Here is a 22,162-nt window from a genome sequence, read left to right as displayed (position 1 = left end):
CCAATCAATGCTTAAATCGTCAGCGATTCAACCACTTCAATCCAGCCGTGTTCGCTGGCAATATCCTGGCCGTTTAGCCAACGACGCAGCATATTCAGCGCCATCATCGCGCAAACTTCCTGACGAATCGGCAAACTGTAGCGATTAGCGCTAAGCCTTACGCGTAAGGCATGTGTCCCATCCGGGGTTGCCAGCGCAAAGTTAATATGTTCGCTTTCGAATGCCGATACTGCCAGCGCCAGCCCGGCATAGTGTTTGCCGCGTCGCTCGGTAATCCAGTGCGCCGTTTGCGCCAGCGTTTCTTCCTGGGGAGGAACCACTTCACTTGCCAACAAAGGAGCATTTGCACGCGAAAGCTGTAGCGCCACCAAGCCACCGGTGAACTGTTCGCTCAGCGTCAGACTGTATTGCCGCTCCTGCAACGTGCGGGCGATTTGCGCAGGCAAACCTTCCGTACCTTCGAAAATCATATTCTGCCCGGCAACCCGCTTCACCTCAGGCCACAGCGCCAGCATGGCGTCTCGTTGGGAATCCGGCCCGGTTAGCTTCAGCTCAATAATCGGCATCGACGAGCGGTAGCCCATTGTTACTCCCGGCGGCAAAGGCAGCGGATCCAGACTCTGCGCCAGGTCACTTTCAGAACGGCCAAAGGTGGTTAATCGCAGGCAGAGAGGTGGTTGAGGCAGAGAAAAACGCTCACGCAAACGCGGCAGAATCTCATGCTCAACCATGACTTTAAATTCCGATGGCACGCCAGGCGTAAAGAACATCAGGCAACGGTTTAGCTTCACTGCGAATCCGCACGCGGTGCCGACAGGATTATTGATAAATTCGGCGCTGGCAGGAAGCTCAGCCTGTTTTCGGTTGCTCGGCGCCATCACGCGGCCACGGTCGCGGAAATAACGCTCCATCTCGGCCAGCCATGCTTCATGCAGTACCAGCCCTTCGCCTTTCGCCGTTGCCGCCGCCTGCGCGCTTAAATCATCGCTGGTTGGCCCCAGACCGCCATTAACGATCAGCACATCGGCGTGTTCGCTACGTTCACGTAGAATAGCGACCAAATCGTCAAGATTGTCCCCTACCGTATTGCGGCGGGTTAACGGTAATCCCTGATTAAAGAAAAAATCAGCCAGCCAGGCGGCATTGGTGTCGACGATTTGTCCGTGCAACACTTCATCCCCGGTGGATAGCATCTCCACGTTTAACATCGTGTTCTCCTGCTTTTATGATGAAAACACTATAGCGCATGGAGAGGGGAAGGCGCGACTGAACGCCGCGCCAGAAATATCAGAAGCTGGCGTTAACCCCAACGTACGGACCATCAGCAATCGCGTTATCGCGGTTGCCATCTTTACCCGCCAGGTTCAGGTAGCGATAACCGGCTTCAATGCTCAGCGGGCGCATAATTGTCAGACGCGCACCGGCATTGGCTTCTTCATAACTGTCGATACCGCTGGAAAGCGAATCAGGAGAGTAATAGTACTCACCAAACAGGCGGAAGCTATCGCCAATCGGCCACTGCAGACCGCCACCAACTGCCGCCGCGTAGCCTTCATCACCATCATTAGGATTAGTATAAATACCTTTTCCTCCAACGGTTGCCAGCAACGGACCAAGCGGAATATTCAGACCCAGTCCCAGACCGGCTGCATCGCCGTCGTCATCGTTATGCATCCAGTTACCGCTGACCGCCAGTCCGGTAGACTCAGTTCCCATACCAAACCCAAGGTTGGTGTAATCTTCGCCCGCCTGGCCACTAATGCTAATTGCGCTCGCCGACGCGGAAACAAACAGCATTCCGGCAAAACCCAACATTAAACTTTTTTTCATTTTCTATCCTTTCCAGCAAGAATCAAAACATAGCCCCAAAACTGAGGAATTGTACTGCCAGATGACAAGGAATCAATGAGCTAAAAAAGCGATGCAATGGCATATTGTAACCAAATACTACTTGCAAGTTTGAGTTAAGGTTAAATTCTGCGGCTAATTGCAGAATCGAACGTAGCTACCCCTCGTTTTCAACAAACATCCCTTTCTCCTCAGTTAAAGAAGGGTTAATCGTCACGGAAGCGTTTTTTCTGCCGCCAGCAAAAGGTAAGATGGGCACACGATGGAATTCTCAGTATTCCCCTACAAGGATCCGACTTATGCGCCAAAGAACGATTGTTTGTCCATTAATACAAAATAATGGCTGTTATTTACTGTGCAAAATGGCTGATGACCGTGGCGTGTTCCCCGGCCAGTGGGCGCTTTCTGGCGGCGGTGTTGAAGCGGGCGAACGCATCGAAGAAGCATTGCGTCGGGAAGTGAGGGAAGAACTGGGCGAACAGCTCGTGTTATCAGAAATTACCCCATGGACCTTCAGTGATGATATTCGCACCAAAACCTATGCCGATGGCAGCCAGGAAGAGATTTACATGATCTATCTTATCTTTGATTGTGTCGCGGAGAATCGTGAAGTGAACATTAACGAAGAGTTTCAGGCGTTCGCCTGGGTTAAACCGGAAGATCTTGGCACGTACGACTTAAATGTCGCCACGCGTAAGACGTTAACCCTGAAAGGATTACTCTAAGTTATCATTCTAATAGTGGCATAAAATAAACCCTCTGAATTGCGGCATTGCATTGACCTGTCTACGGTAAACAGCAATGCCGTTTACGCCACGCAATTTCTGTAAAATTCATTTGATTTCAAAACAATAAATTAAAAACACCGTTATTTTCCTTTATATCTCGAACCTTAAACTCTTAAGGATAAATTAACCTTCAGTCATTAACCTTTGAAGCCTGATAAATAATTAACGACGCCCCTGTTTATCGCTAAAAATAAAACGTCGGTGCGTTAAATGGCTTGAAGGAATAATGATGTCTGACTTTTTGCCTTTCTCTCGCCCGGCTATGGGAGCTGAAGAGCTTGCCGCAGTGAAGGCGGTTCTGGATTCTGGCTGGATAACCACCGGCCCGCAAAATCAACAGTTGGAAGAAGCCTTCTGCCAGCTCACGGGAAATAAGCATGCCGTTGCCGTCTGCTCCGCCACTGCTGGAATGCACATCACGCTGATGGCGCTGGGCATCGGTGCGGGCGATGAGGTCATCACGCCATCGATGACGTGGGTTTCTACCCTCAATATGATTGTCCTGCTGGGTGCCACACCAATCATGGTCGATGTTGATCGCGATACGCTCATGGTCACACCGGAGCAGATTGAAGCGGCCATCACGCCACGAACCAAAGCGATTATTCCGGTACATTACGCTGGCGCCCCTGCTGACCTTGACGCGATTTATGCCATTGGCGAACGCTATGGCATTCCGATCATCGAAGATGCGGCGCACGCCGTAGGGACGTTATATAAGGGTCGTCATGTTGGCGCGCGCGGCACCGCTATTTTCTCGTTTCATGCCATCAAAAATATCACCTGTGCGGAGGGTGGGCTGATTGTTACCGATGACGGCCAGCTTGCCCAGCGGCTTCGCAGTCTGAAGTTTCACGGCCTGGGCGTTGATGCTTTCGATCGACAAACCTACGGCCGTGCGCCGCAGGCCGAAGTGTTGGCGCCAGGATACAAATACAACCTCACAGATATCAATGCCGCCATCGCGCTGGTACAGCTGAAGAAGCTGGAACAACTGAACTCGCGCCGCGCACAAATTGCCCAGGAATATCAACAGGCGCTGGCCGATACGCCATTTCAACCGTTGAGCCTGCCCCAGTGGTCCCACGTTCACGCCTGGCACCTGTTTATCATTCGTGTTGACGAAGCGCGCTGCGGCCTGAACAGAGATGCCTTAATGGAAGCGCTGAAGGCCAGAAATATCGGCACCGGTCTGCATTTTCGTGCAGCCCATACGCAAAAATATTACCGCGAACGCTTCACCACGCTTTCGCTGCCAAATACAGAATGGAATAGCGCACGCATCTGCTCGCTGCCATTGTTCCCCGATATGACCGCCACCGACACCCAGCGGGTCATTACGGCGCTTCGCGAGATTGCAGGACAATAACTATGTTTGAAGCCACACCGATCAAGAAAGTCTCAGTGGTCATTCCTGTTTTTAACGAACAGGAAAGCCTGCCAGAATTAATCAGACGCACCAGCGCCGCCTGCGAAAAATTGGGCAAAGATTATGAAATCTTGCTGATCGATGACGGCAGCAGCGACCGTTCCGCGCAACTGATGATGGACGCTTCACAGGCGCCGAACAGCCATATCGTTTCTATTCTGCTGAACCGCAATTACGGCCAGCACTCGGCAATTATGGCCGGTTTCAGCCATGTCACCGGTGACTTGATCATCACGCTGGATGCCGATTTGCAAAACCCGCCGGAAGAGATCCCCCGGCTGGTTGCCACCGCAGATGAAGGTTTCGATGTGGTCGGAACGGTACGCCAGAACCGACAGGACAGCGTATTTCGTAAAACCGCCTCGCGTATGATCAACCACCTGATTCAGCGCACTACCGGTAAAGCGATGGGCGACTACGGCTGCATGCTACGCGCCTATCGTCGCCATATTGTCGATGCCATGCTGCATTGCCAGGAACGCAGCACCTTTATTCCGATTCTGGCCAACATTTTTGCCCGTCGCGCCACGGAGATCCCGGTGCACCATGCAGAGCGTGAATTTGGTGACTCTAAATACAGCTTCATGCGTCTGATCAACCTGATGTATGACCTGGTGACCTGTCTGACCACCACGCCGTTACGTATGTTGAGCCTGCTCGGCAGCGTGATTGCCGCCACGGGCTTTACGCTGTCCGTTCTGCTTGTTGTGTTACGCCTGACGCTCGGCCCGCAGTGGGCCGCGGAAGGGGTATTCATGCTGTTTGCCGTCCTGTTTACCTTTATCGGCGCACAGTTCATTGGCATGGGTTTACTCGGCGAATATATCGGTCGCATCTATAACGATGTCCGCGCCCGCCCCCGCTATTTTGTTCAACACGTTATCCGCCCACAAACCACGCAGTCAACCGAGGAAAACCGCGCATGAAAGCCGTCGTATTTGCCTATCACGATATGGGATGTCAGGGTGTCCAGGCCTTGTTGGATGCAGGTTATGAAATCGCCGCAATTTTTACGCACACCGACAACCCGGGTGAAAAAGCGTTTTTTGGCTCTGTTTCCCGCCTCGCCGCCAGCGCCGGTATTCCGGTTTACGCCCCGGACGAGGTTAATCATCCTTTGTGGATCGAGCGCATTAGCCAACTGGCACCCGATGTTATCTTCTCGTTCTACTATCGCCATTTACTGAGTGAGGAGATCCTCAGTCTTGCGCCTAAGGGGGCATTTAATCTGCACGGCTCGCTGCTGCCAAAATACCGCGGCCGCGCGCCGCTGAACTGGGTATTGGTCAATGGCGAAACCGAAACCGGCGTCACGCTTCATCGCATGGTCAAACGTGCAGACGCTGGCGCTATTATCGCCCAGCAGTCTGTCGCTATCTCTTCGGATGATGTGGCGTTAACGCTGCACCATAAATTGTGCCAGGCTGCGCGTCAGCTGCTGGAACAAGCGCTGCCCGCGATTAAAACGGGCGATTATGCAGAACGCCCGCAACAGGAAGCAGAGGCTACCTGTTTTGGCCGCCGCACGCCGGAAGATAGCTTCCTGGACTGGAACAAACCCACCGCGGAGCTGCATAACCAGGTCCGCGCCGTCAGCGATCCGTGGCCGGGTGCATTTAGCTATGTTGGCACGCAAAAGTTCACCGTCTGGTCGTCGCGTGTTTGCACAAATGACCTTGCAGCCCAACCGGGCACCGTCATCTCCGTGTCGCCTTTGCTGATCGCCTGTGCCGATGGCGCACTGGAGATTATTACCGGACAAGCTGGCGATGGTATTGCGATGCAAGGCTCACAGCTGGCGCAGGTTCTGGGCCTGGTACCCGGTTCTCGTCTGAACAGCCAGTCAGTTACCACCAGCAAACGTCGTACTCGCGTGCTGATCCTTGGCGTTAACGGCTTCATTGGTAACCACCTGACCGAGCGCCTGCTGCAAGAAGACAATTACGAAGTATATGGACTCGATATTGGCAGCGACGCAATTGGGCGTTTCCTGCAACATCCGCGTTTCCATTTCGTCGAAGGCGACATTAGCATTCACTCCGAATGGATTGAATATCATGTGAAAAAATGCGACGTCGTATTGCCGCTGGTGGCGATCGCAACGCCAATCGAATATACCCGCAACCCACTGCGCGTGTTTGAACTCGATTTTGAAGAGAACCTGAAAATCATTCGCTACTGCGTGAAGTACCGTAAGCGCATCATTTTCCCGTCAACCTCCGAAGTCTACGGCATGTGTACCGATAAAGTCTTCGATGAGGACAGCTCGAATCTGATCGTCGGCCCGGTGAATAAACCACGTTGGATCTACTCCGTTTCCAAGCAGTTGCTGGACCGCGTAATCTGGGCATACGGCGAAAAAGAGGGGTTGCGCTTCACCCTGTTCCGTCCGTTTAACTGGATGGGACCGCGTCTGGACAGTCTTAACGCCGCGCGTATCGGCAGCTCACGCGCCATCACCCAATTGATTCTCAATCTGGTGGAAGGCTCACCGATTAAGCTGATTGAAGGCGGCAAGCAAAAGCGCTGTTTTACCGATATTCGCGATGGTATCGAAGCCCTGTACCGCATTATTGAAAATGAAGGCGGACGCTGTGACGGCGAGATTATCAACATCGGTAACCCGGAAAACGAAGCGAGTATTCAGGAACTGGCAGAAATGCTGCTAACCTGCTTTGAAAAACATCCATTACGTCAGCATTTTCCGCCGTTTGCCGGTTTCCGCGACGTCGAAAGCAGCACCTACTATGGTAAAGGTTATCAGGACGTTGAGCACCGTAAGCCCAATATTCGCAACGCAAAACGTTGCCTGAACTGGGAACCCACCATTGAGATGCAGGAAACGGTAGAAGAGACGCTGGACTTCTTCTTACGCAGTGTGGATATCACGGAACACACATCATGACCAAAGTTGGCTTGCGCATTGATGTCGACACATTCAGGGGGACACGCGAAGGCGTGCCCCGCCTGCTGGAGACATTGAACCGACATAACGTTCGGGCAAGTTTTTTCTTTAGCGTGGGACCTGACAACATGGGACGCCATCTCTGGCGTCTGGTGAAGCCACAATTTCTGTGGAAGATGCTGCGCTCAAACGCAGCATCGCTCTACGGGTGGGATATTTTGCTGGCGGGTACAGCATGGCCGGGAAAAGAGATCGGCCAGGCCAATGCGGCAATTATTGCGCAAACCGCCCTGCTTCATGAAACCGGTTTGCATGCCTGGGATCACCATGCCTGGCAGGCGCGAAGCGGAAACTGGAATGACAAAGAGCTAATTGATGATATTTCACGTGGCATTACCGCCCTTGAAGCTATCATCAATCAGCCCGTTACCTGCTCCGCCGTTGCCGGATGGCGTGCCGACGACCGCGTCGTCCATGCCAAAGAAACGTTCCATCTGCGCTATAACAGCGACTGTCGGGGAACGTCGTTATTCCGTCCTGTGCTGGCATCCGGGAAAACAGGTACGCCGCAAATTCCTGTCACATTACCCACATGGGATGAAGTGGTGGGTCAGGAGGTTCAGGCGGTGGACTTTAACGCTTATATTCTCTCCCACATCCAGATGAGCAGAGAGACACCGGTGTACACCATTCATGCAGAAGTGGAAGGTATTGCCTTTCAGCAGAATTTTGACGAACTGCTCACTCGTGCTGCCGACATGGGGATTACGTTTTGCCCGCTCGGGGATCTGCTACCGGACGATATCAGTACGCTGCCAACCGGGCGGATCGTGCGTGGGAAAATTCCCGGCAGAGAGGGATGGCTCGGCTGTCAGCAACCCGTGGATATGACACAATGAAATCGGTACGTAACGCCCTGGCATTTATCGCTTTTATCGCGCTGTATTTTATTTTACCTATTAATAGTCGTCTGCTGTGGCAGCCTGATGAAACGCGCTATGCCGAAATCAGTCGGGAGATGCTGACCTCTGGCGACTGGATCGTTCCGCACTTTTTAGGGCTGCGTTATTTTGAAAAACCGATTGCCGGATACTGGTTGAACAGCATCGGGCAATGGCTGTTTGGCGCCAATAATTTTGGCGTCAGAGCGGGGGCGATTTTTGCCACCTTGCTGACTGCGCTACTGGTAGCCTGGCTTGCCATGCGGATGTGGCAGGATAAGCGTACCGCCGTACTCTCTTCAGTTATCTTTTTAACCTTTTTTTCGGTCTATAGCATCGGTACCTACGCGGTACTCGATCCTATGATCGCACTCTGGCTGATGGCGGGCATGTGCTGCTTTTGGGAGGGGATGCTGGCCACTACCAGTACACGCAAAATCGTTGCCTTTCTGCTGTTAGGGCTAACCTGCGGCATGGGCGTAATGACCAAGGGTTTCCTGGCGCTTGCTGTTCCTGTGCTCAGCGTACTGCCGTGGGTTTTCGTGCAAAAACGCTGGAAAGACCTGATCGTCTACGGCCTGCTGGCAGTCGTCGGCTGCGTCGTGATTGTGCTGCCTTGGGGAGTAGCGATTGCTCAGCGTGAGCCGGACTTCTGGCATTACTTTTTCTGGGTCGAACACATTCAACGCTTCGCCCAGGATGATGCCCAACATAAGGCCCCTGTCTGGTACTACATTCCCGTGCTTTTGGCTGGCGCGTTACCGTGGCTCGGGCTGCTTCCCGGCGCACTGCGTACGGGCTGGCGGGAACGAGATGTTCCGCGCAGCACACTATACCTGCTAAGCTGGATTATCATGCCGATCCTGTTTTTCAGCATCGCAAAAGGAAAACTGCCGACCTATATTCTTTCCTGCTTCGCGCCGCTGGCGATATTAACGGCGCGTTTTGGCCTGCAGGCTGCGCAAAAAGGTTCAGCCGCGCTGCGTGTGAATGGCTGGATCAACGTTCTGTTTGGTGTGGTAGGCATTATCGCCACGTTTATTGTTTCCACGCTGGGACCGTTGAAAATGCCTATCTGGTCGCATATCGAAACCTATAAGGTTTTTTGTGCATGGGGTATTTTTCTCATCTGGACGCTCTTTGGCTGGTATACGTTAAATAACCGCGAGAAGAACTGGCAATTTGCCGCGTTTTGCCCATTAGGACTGGCGCTGTTGTTTGGCTTCTCCATTCCCGATCGGGTCATGGAATCTAAACAACCGCAGTTTTTTGTCGAGATGACCAAAGAGTCGCTGGAATCCAGCCGCTATATTCTCACCGACAGCGTTGGCGTCGCTGCGGGGCTGGCCTGGAGCCTGAAGCGTGACGACATCATGCTATACGGACAAACAGGCGAGTTGAAATACGGCCTCAGCTATCCGGATGCCCAAGGGCGCTTTGTCAGTCGGACGGACTTTGTCGACTGGTTAGCCCAACACCGTCAGCAAGGAAATATTACCCTCGTGCTCTCGATTGATAAGAATGAAGATATTAATCAACTAGCCATTCCTCCCGCTGATTATATCGATAATCAGGGGCGTCTGGTCCTGATTCAGTATCGGCCGAAATGATCTGGATAGTATTAATTTTCGCCAGCCTGCTCAGCGTATGCGGACAGTTATGCCAGAAGCAAGCAACGCGTCCGGTACCTTCAGGCAGGCGAAAACGCCATATTACGCAATGGATTGGGCTGGCCCTGGCAAGCCTCGGCCTGGCTATGCTGCTCTGGCTGGTGGTGTTGCAGAATATCCCTGTTGGCATCGCCTATCCCATGCTGAGCCTGAATTTTGTCTGGGTGACGCTGGCCGCCTGGAAAATCTGGCGCGAACCGGTCGCAACGCGCCACTGGCTGGGTGTGGGGCTGATAATCGCCGGCATATTCATTCTTGGGAGCGCGGTGTAATGGGCATTTTTTGGGGATTATGTAGCGTTATTATCACCTCGGCTGCCCAACTGAGTCTCGGCTTTGCGATGGATAACCTGCCGCCGATGCTGCAACCGTTGAAATTTCTATCCGCCATATTCGCCCTCAACGCTGGCGCATTGGCTCTTTTTAGTGGGCTGGCGGGATATTTACTGTCGGTAATTTGCTGGCATAAGGCCCTGCACCAGCTCGCCCTGAGCAAGGCTTATGCCCTGCTCAGCCTCAGCTATGTTCTGGTTTGGGTCGCATCAATGATTCTGCCCGGCTGGCAGGGAACATTTTCAGTGAAGGCGCTGGTTGGGGTACTGTGCATCATGGCGGGTTTAATGACGATTTTTCTGCCTGCTGACAAGCACCGGCGCTGAGCTCATTTATCTGCCGACAGTCGTAACAGGCGCTCCCATTCGTCACAAATGTACTGTCTGGCATCGATTATTTTAATCACACGGGATGCATCACGATTAACACAATACTGTGCGTCTTTCAGCGGTGAAAGGAGATCCCCGGGCTTAACCCGTTCGGAAGATTGCGCCTCAGCAAGCATCTTAAGCGAACCACCGCTATCGCAAAGTACGATATAGAGCCTCCCCGCTTTCTTGTGACAGCAAGACTTCTTCACATGCCATTCCATAGCGCACCTTTTGTTAATGAATTTCACATCAGGTTACACTTTAGCTGATAAACAAAACGACAATAGCGACGGAATGGCAAAAATGAGAAATGTAATTAATATTTTCTTAATGTTAATAATGAAGCACTTACCCAATCCGCCAACGCGCGACGAGAGATTTTAATCCCTCCGGCTTTCAGTTCAGGTGGCAACGTCAGCCAACATACCGGTTGCTGAAAACGGGCCAGCTTATCTTTAACCCACTCTGCAAGATTGGCATCGCCAGCGTTGGTGTCATACTCAACGACCGCCACCGGACGATGACCAAACTCTTTATCTTCTAACGGGACAATAAAGGCCTGCAGAACCTGCGGATGCGCTGCAATCACGCGTTCCACTTCTTCTGGCTGTATGCCTTCCCCACCGCTAAAAAACAGATTGTCCATGCGACCGATAATGGTTAACTTGCCGTCCTTTAACACCCCACGATCGCGGGTAGCAAACCACCCTTCCGCGTTCACTAAAGGAATAAGCTGTCCGTTACGCCAGTAACCTTGCGCCATGCTGGCCGCACGCAGCCAGACTTCGTCATCCACGATTCTGACTTCTCTGCCCGCTAAGGCTGAACCGACATCAGCCAGACCATCCGCTTCTTTCGCGCAGACGGTGGAAGCGAATTCCGTCAGTCCATAACCGCACCAGCAGCGAATCCCCTGCTCGTACGCCTGCTCCGTCAACTCAACAGGAATAGCTGCGCCGCCCAGCAGCACCGCTTTGAGCGTGACCGGCGTTTTATTGACCAACAAGCGCCACAACTGTGTGGGGACCAACGAGGCATGGGTGCAGCCGACCAGCATTTGCTCCAGCGGCTGCTTGTCGCGCACGGTCATTCGCGCCCCGGCAAACAACCAGCGCCATAAAATACCCTGGCCGGAAACATGAAACAGCGGCAATGAAAGCAGCCAGTCATCTTCAGCGCCAAACGGCATTAATGACAGCACGCCCTGCGCGCTTGCCAGATGTGCCTGACAGGTGTGAACCGCCGCTTTCGGCAATCCGGTGGAACCTGAGGTTAACGTCATTGTGCTCAAGCGCTGAGGCGACCACGCGGCGGCATGTGCGCCTGGCAGCGCCTGCATCTGCAACGGTTCCAGCCCGGGAAACGCGTTAGCGGCCTCCAGATCCAGGGCAAAACGTAGCGTTAAGTCCGGGACCAGCACATCAAGCAGCGATTGAGGCAACTGTGGGTTCACAGGTAAAACCCGCGCCCCACATTGCAGCAATGCCAGCCAGGTCAGTAAAGAACGCGGATGATTCCATGCGCGGAGCAGGACGCCATCGCCCTCTTCCACGCCCTGAGCGGCAAAACCGCTGGCCAGATGATCGACGCGGGTACAGAGCTCACTCCAGCTTAATACTTCATCGTTGAGGCGCAGCGCTGGCGCCTGCGCACGAACCTGCCGCCAGTCGCGCCAGGGCCAGTCAGTGCCCGCTAAGCTTGCGCTCGCGGGCATTTCCCATGAGGTCATAGCAGGCGTTCCAGCGCATCAACGGCAATACACGGCAACGCGCTACCCGGCCAGGTGCGTACCTGCTGGCACTGCATCAGACTCAGCGTGTCCAGACCCGGAATGGTCTGCGGCGTCAGCCAGGCGGCAATTCTCGCCAGTTGGGTTAAGCCAAGACTCGACTCAATAGATGAACTGATAACGGCGGTGAGACCAAGCGCATGCGCCGCCGCAACCTGTTCACGCACTTTGTCGAGACTACCGGTCAGAGTAGGTTTGATAACCACAGCCTTGACGCCCTCTTCGGCTTCAAAGGTGAAATCCGCTTCGCGCAGACTTTCGTCCCAGGCGATAGCGATGCCGGTTTCACGTGCGAATGCGCGTGAGTCATCGCGCGTTTTACATGGTTCTTCAAGGAAGGCAATGCGTCCGCGATACTCTGGATTGACGTATTTCGCGAACTGTTGGGCTTTCAACGGCGTCCAGGCGCGGTTGGCGTCGAGTCGCAGATGCAGCTCCGGAATCGCCTCGAGCAGCAGATTGGCTACCATTCCGTCACGAACCGCTTCATACAGCCCAACCTTGATCTTGGCAACTTTTTCGCCCGGCATATCCGCCAGTTGCAGCACCAAATCGTCAGGATCGCCCGTACACAGAGGCGCAGCACGATAGTCTGCAGCCTCCGGCAGAGCGTCAGCCAGTTCGGCCAGCGCACAGCTTGCGCCAAAAGCGACAGAAGGCAGCTGTGGTAAAGAATCATCCCCTTGCAGCCAGCCTTGCACCCAGGACAGCAGCTCGGTTTGCGCCTCTTCCCAGCTTTCCTGACTGAAGCCCGGCAGCGGGGAGATCTCTCCCCACCCTTCATGCTCGCCGTCACGCAGACAAACATACAACCCGTCACGCGTTTTTAACCGCCTGTCGCGCAGAATCACCCCCGCGTCCATGGGGATCTGCCAGCGGTATACCTGCGCGCTACGCATTACGGATTCCGTTTGAATTTGCTGAAGTCAGGCTGACGTTTCTGGTTAAAGGCGTTACGACCTTCCTGACCTTCTTCCGTCATGTAGAACAGCATGGTGGCGTTACCGGCCAGTTCTTGCAGACCTGCCTGTCCATCGCAGTCGGCGTTCAGTGCCGCTTTCAGGCAACGCAGCGCCATCGGGCTGTTTTGCAGCATCTCACGGCACCAGCGTACGGTCTCTTTCTCCAGATCCGCCAGCGGAACCACGGTGTTGACCAGGCCCATGTCCAGCGCCTGCTGCGCATCGTACTGACGGCACAGGAACCAGATTTCACGCGCTTTTTTCTGACCCACGATACGGGCCATGTAAGAGGCACCCCAACCACCGTCGAAGGAACCCACTTTCGGGCCGGTCTGACCAAAGATGGCGTTTTCCGCCGCAATGGTCAGGTCACACATCATGTGCAGCACGTGGCCGCCGCCGATGGAGTACCCTGCTACCATCGCCACGACCGGTTTCGGACAGGTACGAATCTGACGCTGGAAGTCCAGCACGTTCAGGTGATGCACACCGGAGTCATCCTGGTATCCGCCGTAATCGCCACGCACTTTCTGATCGCCGCCTGAGCAAAACGCTTTGTCACCCGCACCGGTCAGAATGATCACACCGATGTTGTCGTCATAGCGGGCATCCGCCAGCGCCTGGATCATCTCTTTTACGGTAACAGGACGGAAAGCATTGCGTACCTGTGGACGATTAATGGTGATTTTGGCGATACCGTCGGTGGATTTCTCGTAGAGAATGTCGGTATAGCCTGCAGAGCAATCGTGCCATTCTACCGGTGCGTAAAGCATTGTTTCATCAGGATAGATCATAAAGTGTCCTATAGTCAGCGACGTAGAATCTGAGCCAGACAGTCCACCACGCCAGCGGGGTTGTCCCGATGCGCGTTGTGTCCGGCATTACGAATCACATGGTTTGGTACTGACATTTCCGTCGCCAGCGCGCGGAATTTATCGTCACGTTCACCACATAAATAATAAAACGGAAATGTGCGCGCAGTGAGTTGCGCACGTAAATCAGGTTGTACGGCAAGCGAGGTGGCCTCCAGCATCGCCGCCAGCGTATGCCCGTTATTCTGGCTACGCAGATCGACCAGCGCCTCTCTTTGCGCCGCATTCAGCGAGGAAAATACTGGCTGTTGATACCAGTCATTAAATACCTCACGCAGCGGCTCAGCGCGAAAACGCGCGGCCCAGCGGCCATCTGAAAGACGACGTTGAACGCGTGCCTCCTCGCTTTGCAAGCCAGGATGACCACCTTCAACGACCAGACCGCAAAGTCCGGGCATCTCCTGACAGGCCGCCATCATCGCGACTCTGCCGCCAAGAGAGTATCCCACCAGCCAGTAGCTAAGTATGTTGTAACTAAGCAAGGTGTTACGCAATAACGCACAGACATCATTGAACCCGCTCACCTTAATCTCGGCGGAACCGCCGTGTCCCGGCAGGTCGATATATAGCCGCGAATAATCCTGAAACGCTTCGCCGACCGTGTGCCATTCCCGACAGTCGCCGGAGAAACCGTGCAGGAAAACCAGCCAGGGTGATCCACTCTGGCTTACGGTCGCCTGGGCATGCAGGATCATAGATGGCTTACCTGCGCCAGCAGTTGCTGCAGGGTTTGCGCCCCGTCAGTTTCGTTCACCACCAGCTCAATAACCGTTGCCGCAGGAGTACGCCAGGCATTTGTCAACGCGTTCTCCAGTTGCTCCCAGTTTTCTGGGCGCTGATATTTAAGGTTAAACATGGCTGCGGCATGCTCAAAGTGCACGTTCTGCGGCATCAGATAGAACCGTTCACGTTCACTTGCCGGCGTCGGTAGCAGGGAAAATATCTGCCCACCGTTATTATTGACCACTATCAGGACAAACGGCGCGGAAACCTGACGCAATAACGCCAGCGCATTGAGATCATACAGTGCAGATAAATCGCCGACGATAGCCAACGTTGATTTTGCGCTGGCGCGCTGTACGCCCGCCGCCGTTGACAGCAGACCGTCAATGCCGCTCGCGCCACGGTTGCTATAGACCGGGAAACCAGCCGGAAGCTGCGACAGTGCATCAATCAGGCGCACCACCAGACTGTTACCCACGAACAGTTGCCCTTGTTCGGGCAGATATTCGTGAATACGATGGGCTAATTGCGCTTCACCAAACACGTTGCGACGGGCTTCCACCGCCTGCCATGCCAGTTGCGCCAGGCGCGGGATTTCCACGCACCAGGGTTGGCGTTTTTCCGCCGGATGCAGATCCAGCCAGTCACCAACCTTCGCCACCAGCCTGCGTCCACGATGATGCGCCGGATCGAGGCGACCTTCGATATTATCGACAATCCAGTATTCCTGCGGATCGCAACTGGCCTGCCATTGCAGGAGTCGTTTTCCGGTCAGGCTACTGCCAAGCTGCACCACTATCTGCGCCTGCTGTAACTCAGTCACCGCCTTCGCATTCCCCAACCACAGGTCAGCACACGGCAGGGGTTGTCCGGTTTGCGACAACACATCGCCAATCAGCGGCCAGCCAAGCATCTGCGCCCATTGCGCAACTTTCTTGCCCTCTTCCGCGCTCATACGGCCTGCAATGACTACGCCGCGCTTTTGTCGCCAGAAAAACCAGTCACGTTGTTTGTCGCTTTCCAGCCGACGCGCTTCACGTAGCCAGGGTTTATCATCCTGCCACCAGTCGCCGAGGCGCTGCTGCCAGGCGATCCCCGTTTCGTCCATGTCGCCATACAGCGGTTCGGCAAACGGACAATTAATATGAACCGCTCCGCTATGCAGCGCGGCCAGGGCATTATCAATGGTGGACACCAGCCAGCTTGCCGGAATGTCCTGAGTTGGACGCGGTAAGGAGAGCGTTTGCGACGGATGAGAAGCAAACATGCCGGCCTGACGAATCGCCTGATTAGCGCCACAGTCGATAAGTTCTGGCGGTCGGTCAGCCGTGAGTAAAATCAGTTTTTCACCGGTCAGGCCCGCTTCAATCAATGCGGGATACAGGTTCGCCACCGCCGTACCGGACGTGACAATCACGGCGACAGGCTGGCGACTCACTTTTGCCAGACCTAAGGCCAGATGCCCAAGACCACGCTCATCAAAATGGGTATGGTGGATGAAAGCAGGATTTTCCGCGGCTGCCAGCGTCAACGGTGTAGAACGAGAGCCAGGGGCAATGCAGATATGCCTGACGCCGTGGCGAGTGAGTGCTTCCAGTATGACCGCCGCCCAGCGTCGGTTAAATGCGCTTACTGACATGAGATTGTCCGGTATCAATATTGCGACACAGTATAAAGAATCGAATAAATGGATTTTTGATATGAGTCGGTAATATACAACTCATTACCCTTCCATCTGTAATAAAGTGCGCAGTCCTGCCGCTTTATTGTCTATTTCTTGCCATTCTTGCTCAGGATCTGAACCACGTACAATCCCCGCGCCGGCATACAGGCGGACCACGTTGGCGTTAATTTTCGCCGAACGCAATGATACGCAGAATTCACTTTGGCGCAGAGAAAGATAACCCGCAGAGCCGGCATACCACTCGCGTTCAAAGGGTTCATTTTGCTGGATGAATTCGCGCGCCAGCTCACGCGGAATGCCTGCAACGGCCGCCGTAGGCTGGAGTTGCATCAGGCAAAGCGTATCGTCGGCCTGATTCAGTTCCGTCCAGATACAACGGCGTAGATGCTGCACCTTACGCAGTCTGAGCACCTGCGGGGGGAGCACATCAAGGGTTTGCGTACAGCCTTGCAGCCGCTGGCAAATATCTTCGACCACCAGCATATTCTCGCGCTGGTTTTTATCATCTTTCATCAACCAGTCGCCTAACTGCCAGGCGCGATGATCCTCAGCGTGGTTGGCAACGGTTCCGGCCAGCGCTTCGGTGCGCAGCGCCGTATCACGCCGCCGATACAAACGTTCAGGGGAAGAACCAAGAAAAGCGGAGTCGGCAGAGAATGCCATAAAGAAATGGTAGCAGTTAAGGTTCAGGCGACGGCTGGAAGCCATCACCGCAGCGGCATTCACCGACTGTGAAAACTGTAAATCTGTCGCTCGCGCCAGCACAACTTTGTCGAGTTCTTCGCCATTGATGGTGTGCGTGGCAAGTTTTATCAGGTCTGTCCAGCCGGCCTTATCTGGCCAGTGTTGTTCTCCCGTCAAACTCAAACGCAACGCGGGCAACGGCTTAACGTTGGCCAGCGTGGAAATAAATTCGACCGCGCGTACGGCGTCTTCACGCAGCGAAACATCGCTGTACAGGTGTAGCCGTAAGCTTGCCACCCCGGCGCAGCGTCGCCATTCCAGTCGCGGTAACAACAAATTGCCGTGCCGGGGCTCGAACGCATTAAGGCCCCAGATACGCAGGTCAGGTTGGTTGTCGTGCTGACGTAAAAACTGTTGAGCGGATGCCAGCGAGGAAAACGTGGCAACGGCACCCAGCACAGCGGCTTCTTCGTCGCCGTTACGCTGCTGCCAGTAAAACTGGGGCCAGACGGGTTGACTGGCCAGCCATCCTAAAGCGTCAAACGCATCGTTCAGAGGGAAAGGTATGTCGTAAATACGAATTCCAGGTGCTGCCGGTATCTCTTGCGACAAATGACGCATCAGACCTTCCAGCGCAGTAGTGATTGATTGCACGCGGACCTCTCCCTGTTAAAAACCTCTTATTATACGGGGTACTGAACAGAAAAAGCAGTACCCCCAGTTAGGGAGTACGAACAAATGCGCTGACGGAGCGGAATTTATCGCCGTGCTAACAACAATCCCATCACTAAACCGACCGTGGCGCCAACGCCGATTCCACGCCAGGGTTTTTCATGCACATAGTCATCTGCACGGCAAACGGCCTTTTTCGCGCGGAAATAATAATTGTCAGAGGCATGGCTGACGCGATTTCTCACCTCTTGTAACGCCCGCTCTGCCCGCGCTTTTAACTCAAGATATTTTTGATCGGCCGGATCGCCGGAAGAACGCAGCACCTCTTCCAGCGTTTCGCTCAAGAGCTCCAGATCATCATCGATACGTGATTCATAAGATTGAAAAGACATTGTATTCTCCCTTTCTATTGACGTATCCGCTAACTATAGACAACCTGGACCGTTTGCGCCTGTTTATGCCTGATGTGCTTCTCGCGCCATCCCGATGTGCGGAATCCCGTCTTCGTCATAAATATCCGTCACCGGTATAAAACCAAAGCGCGCATAAAACGATTGCAGATGCGCCTGCGCCCCCAGATACAGCGCCTTGTGCGGCCAGTGTTGCGCACAGGATGCCAGCGTCTGGGTCATCAGCTGTTGCCCAAGTTTTGCGCCGCGTAGCGCTTCGCTGACAATCACCCGGCCAATGACCACCGGCTCCAGATCGTCATCGCTTTTCAGAATCCTCGCATACGCCACCAACTCATCATTGTGCCAGCCCAGAATGTGCCGATTTTCTCCAACCAGATCGTCGCCATCCACATCCTGATATGGACACTGTTGTTCAACAACAAACACCGCGCAGCGAAGCTGAAGAATGGCATACAGTTCTTGTGTACTCAGCTTTGCATGGTGGAGATCTTGCCAGTGAATCATTGTCTGCCCCTTTGTTGTGATAACCTGAACACCCTGCCTTATTGATGGCGAAAAGTGTAACGCAAAGATGGAATTACTATTTTTAGGCACGTCAGCGGGAGTTCCTACCCGCTCACGCAATGTAACGGCAATTTTACTCAATCTGCAACACCCGACTCAGCCGGGGCTGTGGCTTTTTGATTGCGGCGAAGGAACACAGCATCAGATGCTCGCCACGCCGTTCAATCCGGGAAAACTCGACCGTATTTTTATCAGCCACCTGCATGGCGACCACCTGTTTGGTTTACCTGGTCTGCTATGCAGTCGTTCGATGGCCGGGAACGTGAAGCCACTGACGCTTTACGGACCAAAAGGATTACGGGAATTTACCGAAACCGCATTGCGTCTGAGCGGTTCATGGACTGATTATCCTCTGGATATTGTGGAAATCACCGCAGGTGAAATCGTGGATGACGGCCTGCGTAAGGTAACGGCATATCCACTAGAACATCCGCTGGAATGCTATGGTTTTCGCATTGAAGAGCACGACAAACCCGGTGCACTTGACGCCAGTGCTCTGAAGGCGGCTGGTGTTAAATCCGGCCCGTGGTTTCAGGATTTGAAAGCCGGGAAAACCATCGTACTGGAAGATGGTCGCGCGATTAACGGTGCCGACTTTCTTGCCCCGGCCACCAGGGGAAAATCGGTGGCTATTTTCGGCGATACAGGCCCGTGCGCAAGTGCCCTCGAACTGGCAAAAGGTGTGGATGTGATGGTGCATGAAACTACGCTGGACTCGTCAATGGAGGAGAAGGCCAATAGTCGTGGACACAGCTCAACCCGACAAGCCGCGCTTCTGGCGCTTAAAGCAGGTGTCGGACGCTTGATCATGACCCACGTTAGCTCACGCTACGATGAAAAAGGCTGTCAGCGATTACTCGAAGAGTGCAGAACGCTGTTCCCGGCAACAGAACTGGCTCACGATTTCGCCATTTTCACCGTTTAATGCTCTATTTTTTCGCCTCAGTGCCGATAACAGTGAAAAGGCTGGCTTTCACACTGAGGACAGGATGAACAATTTCCAGAAAGATATTGATGACAGGACCAACCTAACCCTGTCTAACCGTTTTGAACTGCTACTGTTTCGCCTCGGCAAATCTGTTGAGGAGCAGAAATCAGAGCTGTTTGGCATCAACGTATTTAAACTACGTGAAATCGTGCCGATGCCGACGTTTACGCGTCCGGCGGGAATGAAAGCTCCGCTGTTAGGTATGGTGAACATTCGCGATCAAGTGATTCCGGTGATTGACCTGCCGGCGGTGGCGGGCTGTAAACCCGAGACCGGACTCAACATCCTGCTCATTACAGAATACGCCCGCAGCGTACAGGCGTTTGCGGTGGAATCAGTGGAAAACATTATGCGTCTGGACTGGCAACAGGTGCATACCGCCGAGAAAGCCGTCAACGGCCGCTACATCACCAGTATCGCCTGCCTGGATGACGATAAAGAGACCAACAACCTGGCGCTTGTGCTCGACGTTGAGCAAATCCTTTACGACATCGTACCGTCCAATCACGATTTACGCGCGACAGACCTGAAAACCAGTAAATTCAACATCACGCCGGGTGCGGTGGCGATTGTAGCAGAAGATTCGAAAGTCGCTCGCGCGATGCTGGAGAAAGGGCTTAATGCCATGGAAATCCCGCATCAGATGCATGTGACAGGTAAGGATGCATGGGAAAAAATCCAGCAGCTTTCCGCAGAAGCACAGGCGGAAGGCAAGCCAATCACCGAGAAGATAGCCCTGGTGCTCACCGACCTGGAAATGCCGGAGATGGACGGTTTTACGCTTACCCGTAAGATCAAGACCGACGAACGCCTGAAGAAAATCCCGGTCGTTATCCACTCCTCGCTTTCCGGTAGTGCCAATGAAGATCACGTTCGCCGGGTTAAAGCTGATGGCTACGTGGCAAAATTTGAGGTCAATGAACTCTCTTCTGTCATTCAGGAAGTCATGGAGCGCGCAGCGAAAGACATTAGCGGTCCGCTGGTGAGCAGGCAGCTTTTAAATTGACCGGATTTCACGCATAAAAAACCCCGCCAAGGCGGGTTTTTTTCGTTTTAGCGGATCGCTTACATCAGCGGCGTCGCTAACTGCACAATGCTGATCAGCGGTTGCGGATAGATACCCAGCACCAGCACCAACAGAGCAGAAATCAGCACCACGATCCCGCCCGCGCTGTACTGCCAGTTAGACGGCGCATCGCGGTTCAGCTGTTGCGGCGCGCTCAGGTACAGGCTCACGGCAACACGCAGATAGTAGTACAAACCAATTGCGGAACCGACCACCACGGCAGCAACCAGCCACCAAAGGTTAGCCTGCACACCGACTGCCAGCACGTAGAACTTACCGATAAAGCCCAGCGTCATCGGGATACCCGCCAGAGACAGCATCATTACCGTCATCACTGCCGCGAGGATCGGACGATGCCAGAACAGACCACGGTAGGAGAACAGAGAATCGGCATCCGGGCCGCGGTACGGGCTGGACATCAGGCTGACCACACCGAACGCGCCGAGGCTGCTGAACAGATAACCGGCCAGGTAAACGCCAACCGCTTCCATCGACATTTCGCCACTCTGCAGGGCAATCAACGCCACCAACAGATAGCCGAGGTGAGAGATGGAGGAGTAACCGAGCAGACGCTTGATGTTGGTCTGGCTCAGCGCCATCAGGTTACCGAAGATGATGGAGGCAAAGGCAATCACACCCAGCACGGTACGTACCGCTTCGCTGTCGCCAACCGGTGCGTACAGGAACAGACGCATCACTACGCCGAAGATAGCGATTTTGCTCGCCGTCGCCAGGAAGGTGGAAACCGGAGCCGGAGCGCCCTGGTATACGTCTGGCGTCCACAGGTGGAACGGAACCAGCGAGAGTTTAAAGCCGAGGCCAACAATCATCAGACCGAAGCCCGCCAGCAGCAGCGGTTCGTGCAGCATGCCGTCGCCAAGACTCTTACCGAGCGCAACAAACGACAGGTTGCCAGACTGCGCGTACACCAGCGCCATACCGAACAGCAGGAAGGAAGACGCTGCGGCAGACAGAATGGTGTATTTGATACTGGCTTCCAGCGAACATTTCTGACGGAACGCATAGCCAACCAGACCAAACAGAGGCAGAGAAATCAGTTCGATACCGAGGAACAGCGCCGCCAGATGGTTAGCATTTGCCAGCAGAATACCGCCAAGCGCGGCAATCAACACCAGCAGGTAAAACTCTTCCCGGTTGTCGTCGTAGCCTTCCAGCCACGGGTAAGCAAAGGTACAGGTGGCAAGACTCGCCAGCAGCACCAGCCCGGTGTAGAGCATGGCGAAACCGTCAACCCGCATCAGCGGGGTGACGTCCATGGCGCCCGCCTGGCCAACAAACCAGAGCGAAACCAGCGCGGCGTTAAGCCCAATGACCGACAGCGTGGCATTGAGGAAGTGATTGCGTCGCCACGCAATGGAGAGCATCACAACCACCACCGTCAAGCCGACGATCAGCAGCGGTAGCAGCGCAATCAGGTGTTGTGGAGTTATTGTCATGGCG

22 protein-coding genes are annotated in these 22,162 nt (G+C 54.1%); 10 read left to right on the top strand and 12 right to left on the bottom strand.

Going from position 1 to position 22,162, the window contains the following annotated elements:
- Positions 1-11: 11 nt before the first annotated feature.
- Together FDX11_RS13015 and FDX11_RS13010 are read right to left on the bottom strand one after the other, a co-directional pair.
- Positions 12-1,208, bottom strand: coding sequence for a nicotinamide mononucleotide deamidase-related protein YfaY (locus FDX11_RS13015; RefSeq protein ID WP_042307141.1), 1,197 nt, complete (start codon positions 1,206-1,208; stop codon positions 12-14).
- A 79-nt stretch (positions 1,209-1,287) separates the two neighbouring features.
- A complete protein-coding gene (locus FDX11_RS13010; RefSeq protein ID WP_038642254.1) occupies positions 1,288-1,830 on the bottom strand; it encodes a YfaZ family outer membrane protein in 543 nt (180 codons plus the stop codon).
- Between the two features lie 317 nt (positions 1,831-2,147).
- Here FDX11_RS13010 and nudI point away from each other — a divergent pair, with 317 nt between their 5' ends.
- The 8 genes from nudI to arnF all read left to right on the top strand — a co-directional run bounded on the left by nudI (position 2,148) and on the right by arnF (position 10,239).
- Positions 2,148-2,573 (top strand): nucleoside triphosphatase NudI, encoded by a 426-nt coding sequence (gene nudI, locus FDX11_RS13005; RefSeq protein ID WP_042307139.1) that lies wholly within the window; start codon positions 2,148-2,150, stop codon positions 2,571-2,573.
- 292 nt (positions 2,574-2,865) lie between these two features.
- Positions 2,866-4,005: a UDP-4-amino-4-deoxy-L-arabinose aminotransferase gene (arnB, locus tag FDX11_RS13000; RefSeq protein WP_042307136.1), complete on the top strand. Its 1,140-nt coding sequence runs from the start codon at positions 2,866-2,868 to the stop codon at positions 4,003-4,005.
- Between the two features lie 2 nt (positions 4,006-4,007).
- Complete coding sequence (gene arnC, locus FDX11_RS12995) at positions 4,008-4,991, top strand: undecaprenyl-phosphate 4-deoxy-4-formamido-L-arabinose transferase (protein WP_042307134.1); 984 nt, start codon at positions 4,008-4,010, stop codon at positions 4,989-4,991.
- Positions 4,988-6,970, top strand: coding sequence for a bifunctional UDP-4-amino-4-deoxy-L-arabinose formyltransferase/UDP-glucuronic acid oxidase ArnA (arnA, locus tag FDX11_RS12990; RefSeq protein ID WP_042307132.1), 1,983 nt, complete (start codon positions 4,988-4,990; stop codon positions 6,968-6,970). The genes arnC and arnA overlap by 4 nt, the downstream gene beginning before the upstream one ends.
- Positions 6,967-7,869, top strand: a complete 903-nt coding sequence (gene arnD, locus FDX11_RS12985; RefSeq protein ID WP_042307130.1) for a 4-deoxy-4-formamido-L-arabinose-phosphoundecaprenol deformylase — start codon at positions 6,967-6,969, stop codon at positions 7,867-7,869. The genes arnA and arnD overlap by 4 nt, the downstream gene beginning before the upstream one ends.
- Positions 7,866-9,521, top strand: coding sequence for a lipid IV(A) 4-amino-4-deoxy-L-arabinosyltransferase (gene arnT / locus FDX11_RS12980; protein ID WP_137398027.1), 1,656 nt, complete (start codon positions 7,866-7,868; stop codon positions 9,519-9,521). Before arnD ends, arnT begins: the two co-directional genes overlap by 4 nt.
- Positions 9,518-9,853 (top strand): 4-amino-4-deoxy-L-arabinose-phosphoundecaprenol flippase subunit ArnE, encoded by a 336-nt coding sequence (gene arnE, locus FDX11_RS12975; protein WP_042307126.1) that lies wholly within the window; start codon positions 9,518-9,520, stop codon positions 9,851-9,853. Before arnT ends, arnE begins: the two co-directional genes overlap by 4 nt.
- Positions 9,853-10,239: a 4-amino-4-deoxy-L-arabinose-phosphoundecaprenol flippase subunit ArnF gene (gene arnF / locus FDX11_RS12970; protein WP_137398026.1), complete on the top strand. Its 387-nt coding sequence runs from the start codon at positions 9,853-9,855 to the stop codon at positions 10,237-10,239. Before arnE ends, arnF begins: the two co-directional genes overlap by 1 nt.
- 2 nt (positions 10,240-10,241) lie before the next feature.
- Here arnF and pmrD read toward each other — a convergent pair whose 3' ends face one another.
- From pmrD to FDX11_RS12925, 9 genes are all read right to left on the bottom strand, one after another.
- A complete protein-coding gene (gene pmrD / locus FDX11_RS12965) occupies positions 10,242-10,505 on the bottom strand; it encodes a signal transduction protein PmrD (protein WP_042307121.1) in 264 nt (87 codons plus the stop codon).
- 95 nt (positions 10,506-10,600) lie between these two features.
- A complete protein-coding gene (menE, locus tag FDX11_RS12960; protein WP_137398025.1) occupies positions 10,601-12,013 on the bottom strand; it encodes an o-succinylbenzoate--CoA ligase in 1,413 nt (470 codons plus the stop codon).
- Positions 12,010-12,972, bottom strand: coding sequence for an o-succinylbenzoate synthase (gene menC / locus FDX11_RS12955; RefSeq protein ID WP_042307116.1), 963 nt, complete (start codon positions 12,970-12,972; stop codon positions 12,010-12,012). The genes menE and menC overlap by 4 nt, the downstream gene beginning before the upstream one ends.
- Complete coding sequence (gene menB, locus FDX11_RS12950; protein ID WP_038642278.1) at positions 12,972-13,829, bottom strand: 1,4-dihydroxy-2-naphthoyl-CoA synthase; 858 nt, start codon at positions 13,827-13,829, stop codon at positions 12,972-12,974. The genes menC and menB overlap by 1 nt, the downstream gene beginning before the upstream one ends.
- A 14-nt stretch (positions 13,830-13,843) precedes the next feature.
- The gene (gene menH, locus FDX11_RS12945; protein ID WP_137360953.1) at positions 13,844-14,602 is read right to left on the bottom strand and encodes a 2-succinyl-6-hydroxy-2,4-cyclohexadiene-1-carboxylate synthase; all 759 of its coding nucleotides are present in this window, start codon (positions 14,600-14,602) and stop codon (positions 13,844-13,846) included.
- Positions 14,599-16,269 (bottom strand): 2-succinyl-5-enolpyruvyl-6-hydroxy-3-cyclohexene-1-carboxylic-acid synthase, encoded by a 1,671-nt coding sequence (gene menD, locus FDX11_RS12940; RefSeq protein WP_042307111.1) that lies wholly within the window; start codon positions 16,267-16,269, stop codon positions 14,599-14,601. The genes menH and menD overlap by 4 nt, the downstream gene beginning before the upstream one ends.
- Positions 16,270-16,353: 84 nt before the next feature.
- The gene (gene menF, locus FDX11_RS12935; RefSeq protein WP_042307109.1) at positions 16,354-17,652 is read right to left on the bottom strand and encodes an isochorismate synthase MenF; all 1,299 of its coding nucleotides are present in this window, start codon (positions 17,650-17,652) and stop codon (positions 16,354-16,356) included.
- A 104-nt stretch (positions 17,653-17,756) separates the two neighbouring features.
- Positions 17,757-18,062 carry a stress response protein ElaB gene (elaB, locus tag FDX11_RS12930; RefSeq protein WP_042307107.1) on the bottom strand — a complete coding sequence of 102 codons (306 nt, stop codon included), beginning with the start codon at positions 18,060-18,062 and terminating at the stop codon, positions 17,757-17,759.
- 63 nt (positions 18,063-18,125) lie between these two features.
- Positions 18,126-18,587, bottom strand: coding sequence for a GNAT family N-acetyltransferase (locus FDX11_RS12925; protein ID WP_042307106.1), 462 nt, complete (start codon positions 18,585-18,587; stop codon positions 18,126-18,128).
- A 67-nt stretch (positions 18,588-18,654) separates the two neighbouring features.
- Here FDX11_RS12925 and rbn point away from each other — a divergent pair, with 67 nt between their 5' ends.
- The gene (rbn, locus tag FDX11_RS12920; protein ID WP_042307104.1) at positions 18,655-19,572 is read left to right on the top strand and encodes a ribonuclease BN; all 918 of its coding nucleotides are present in this window, start codon (positions 18,655-18,657) and stop codon (positions 19,570-19,572) included.
- 64 nt (positions 19,573-19,636) lie between these two features.
- A complete protein-coding gene (locus FDX11_RS12915) occupies positions 19,637-20,641 on the top strand; it encodes a chemotaxis protein (RefSeq protein ID WP_042307102.1) in 1,005 nt (334 codons plus the stop codon).
- 59 nt (positions 20,642-20,700) lie between these two features.
- Here the strand turns inward: FDX11_RS12915 and nuoN are convergent, their stop codons facing one another.
- Positions 20,701-22,158, bottom strand: coding sequence for an NADH-quinone oxidoreductase subunit NuoN (gene nuoN, locus FDX11_RS12910; RefSeq protein ID WP_137398024.1), 1,458 nt, complete (start codon positions 22,156-22,158; stop codon positions 20,701-20,703).
- Between the last annotated feature and the right edge of the window lie 4 nt (positions 22,159-22,162).

Origin of the sequence: Citrobacter sp. wls714 (assembly GCF_005281025.1) — a bacterium.
Taxonomy (GTDB): Bacteria; Pseudomonadota; Gammaproteobacteria; order Enterobacterales; family Enterobacteriaceae; genus Citrobacter; species Citrobacter werkmanii.
Note: the sequence above shows the minus strand (reverse complement) of the source record. Positions and strands in the feature narration are given on the sequence as shown.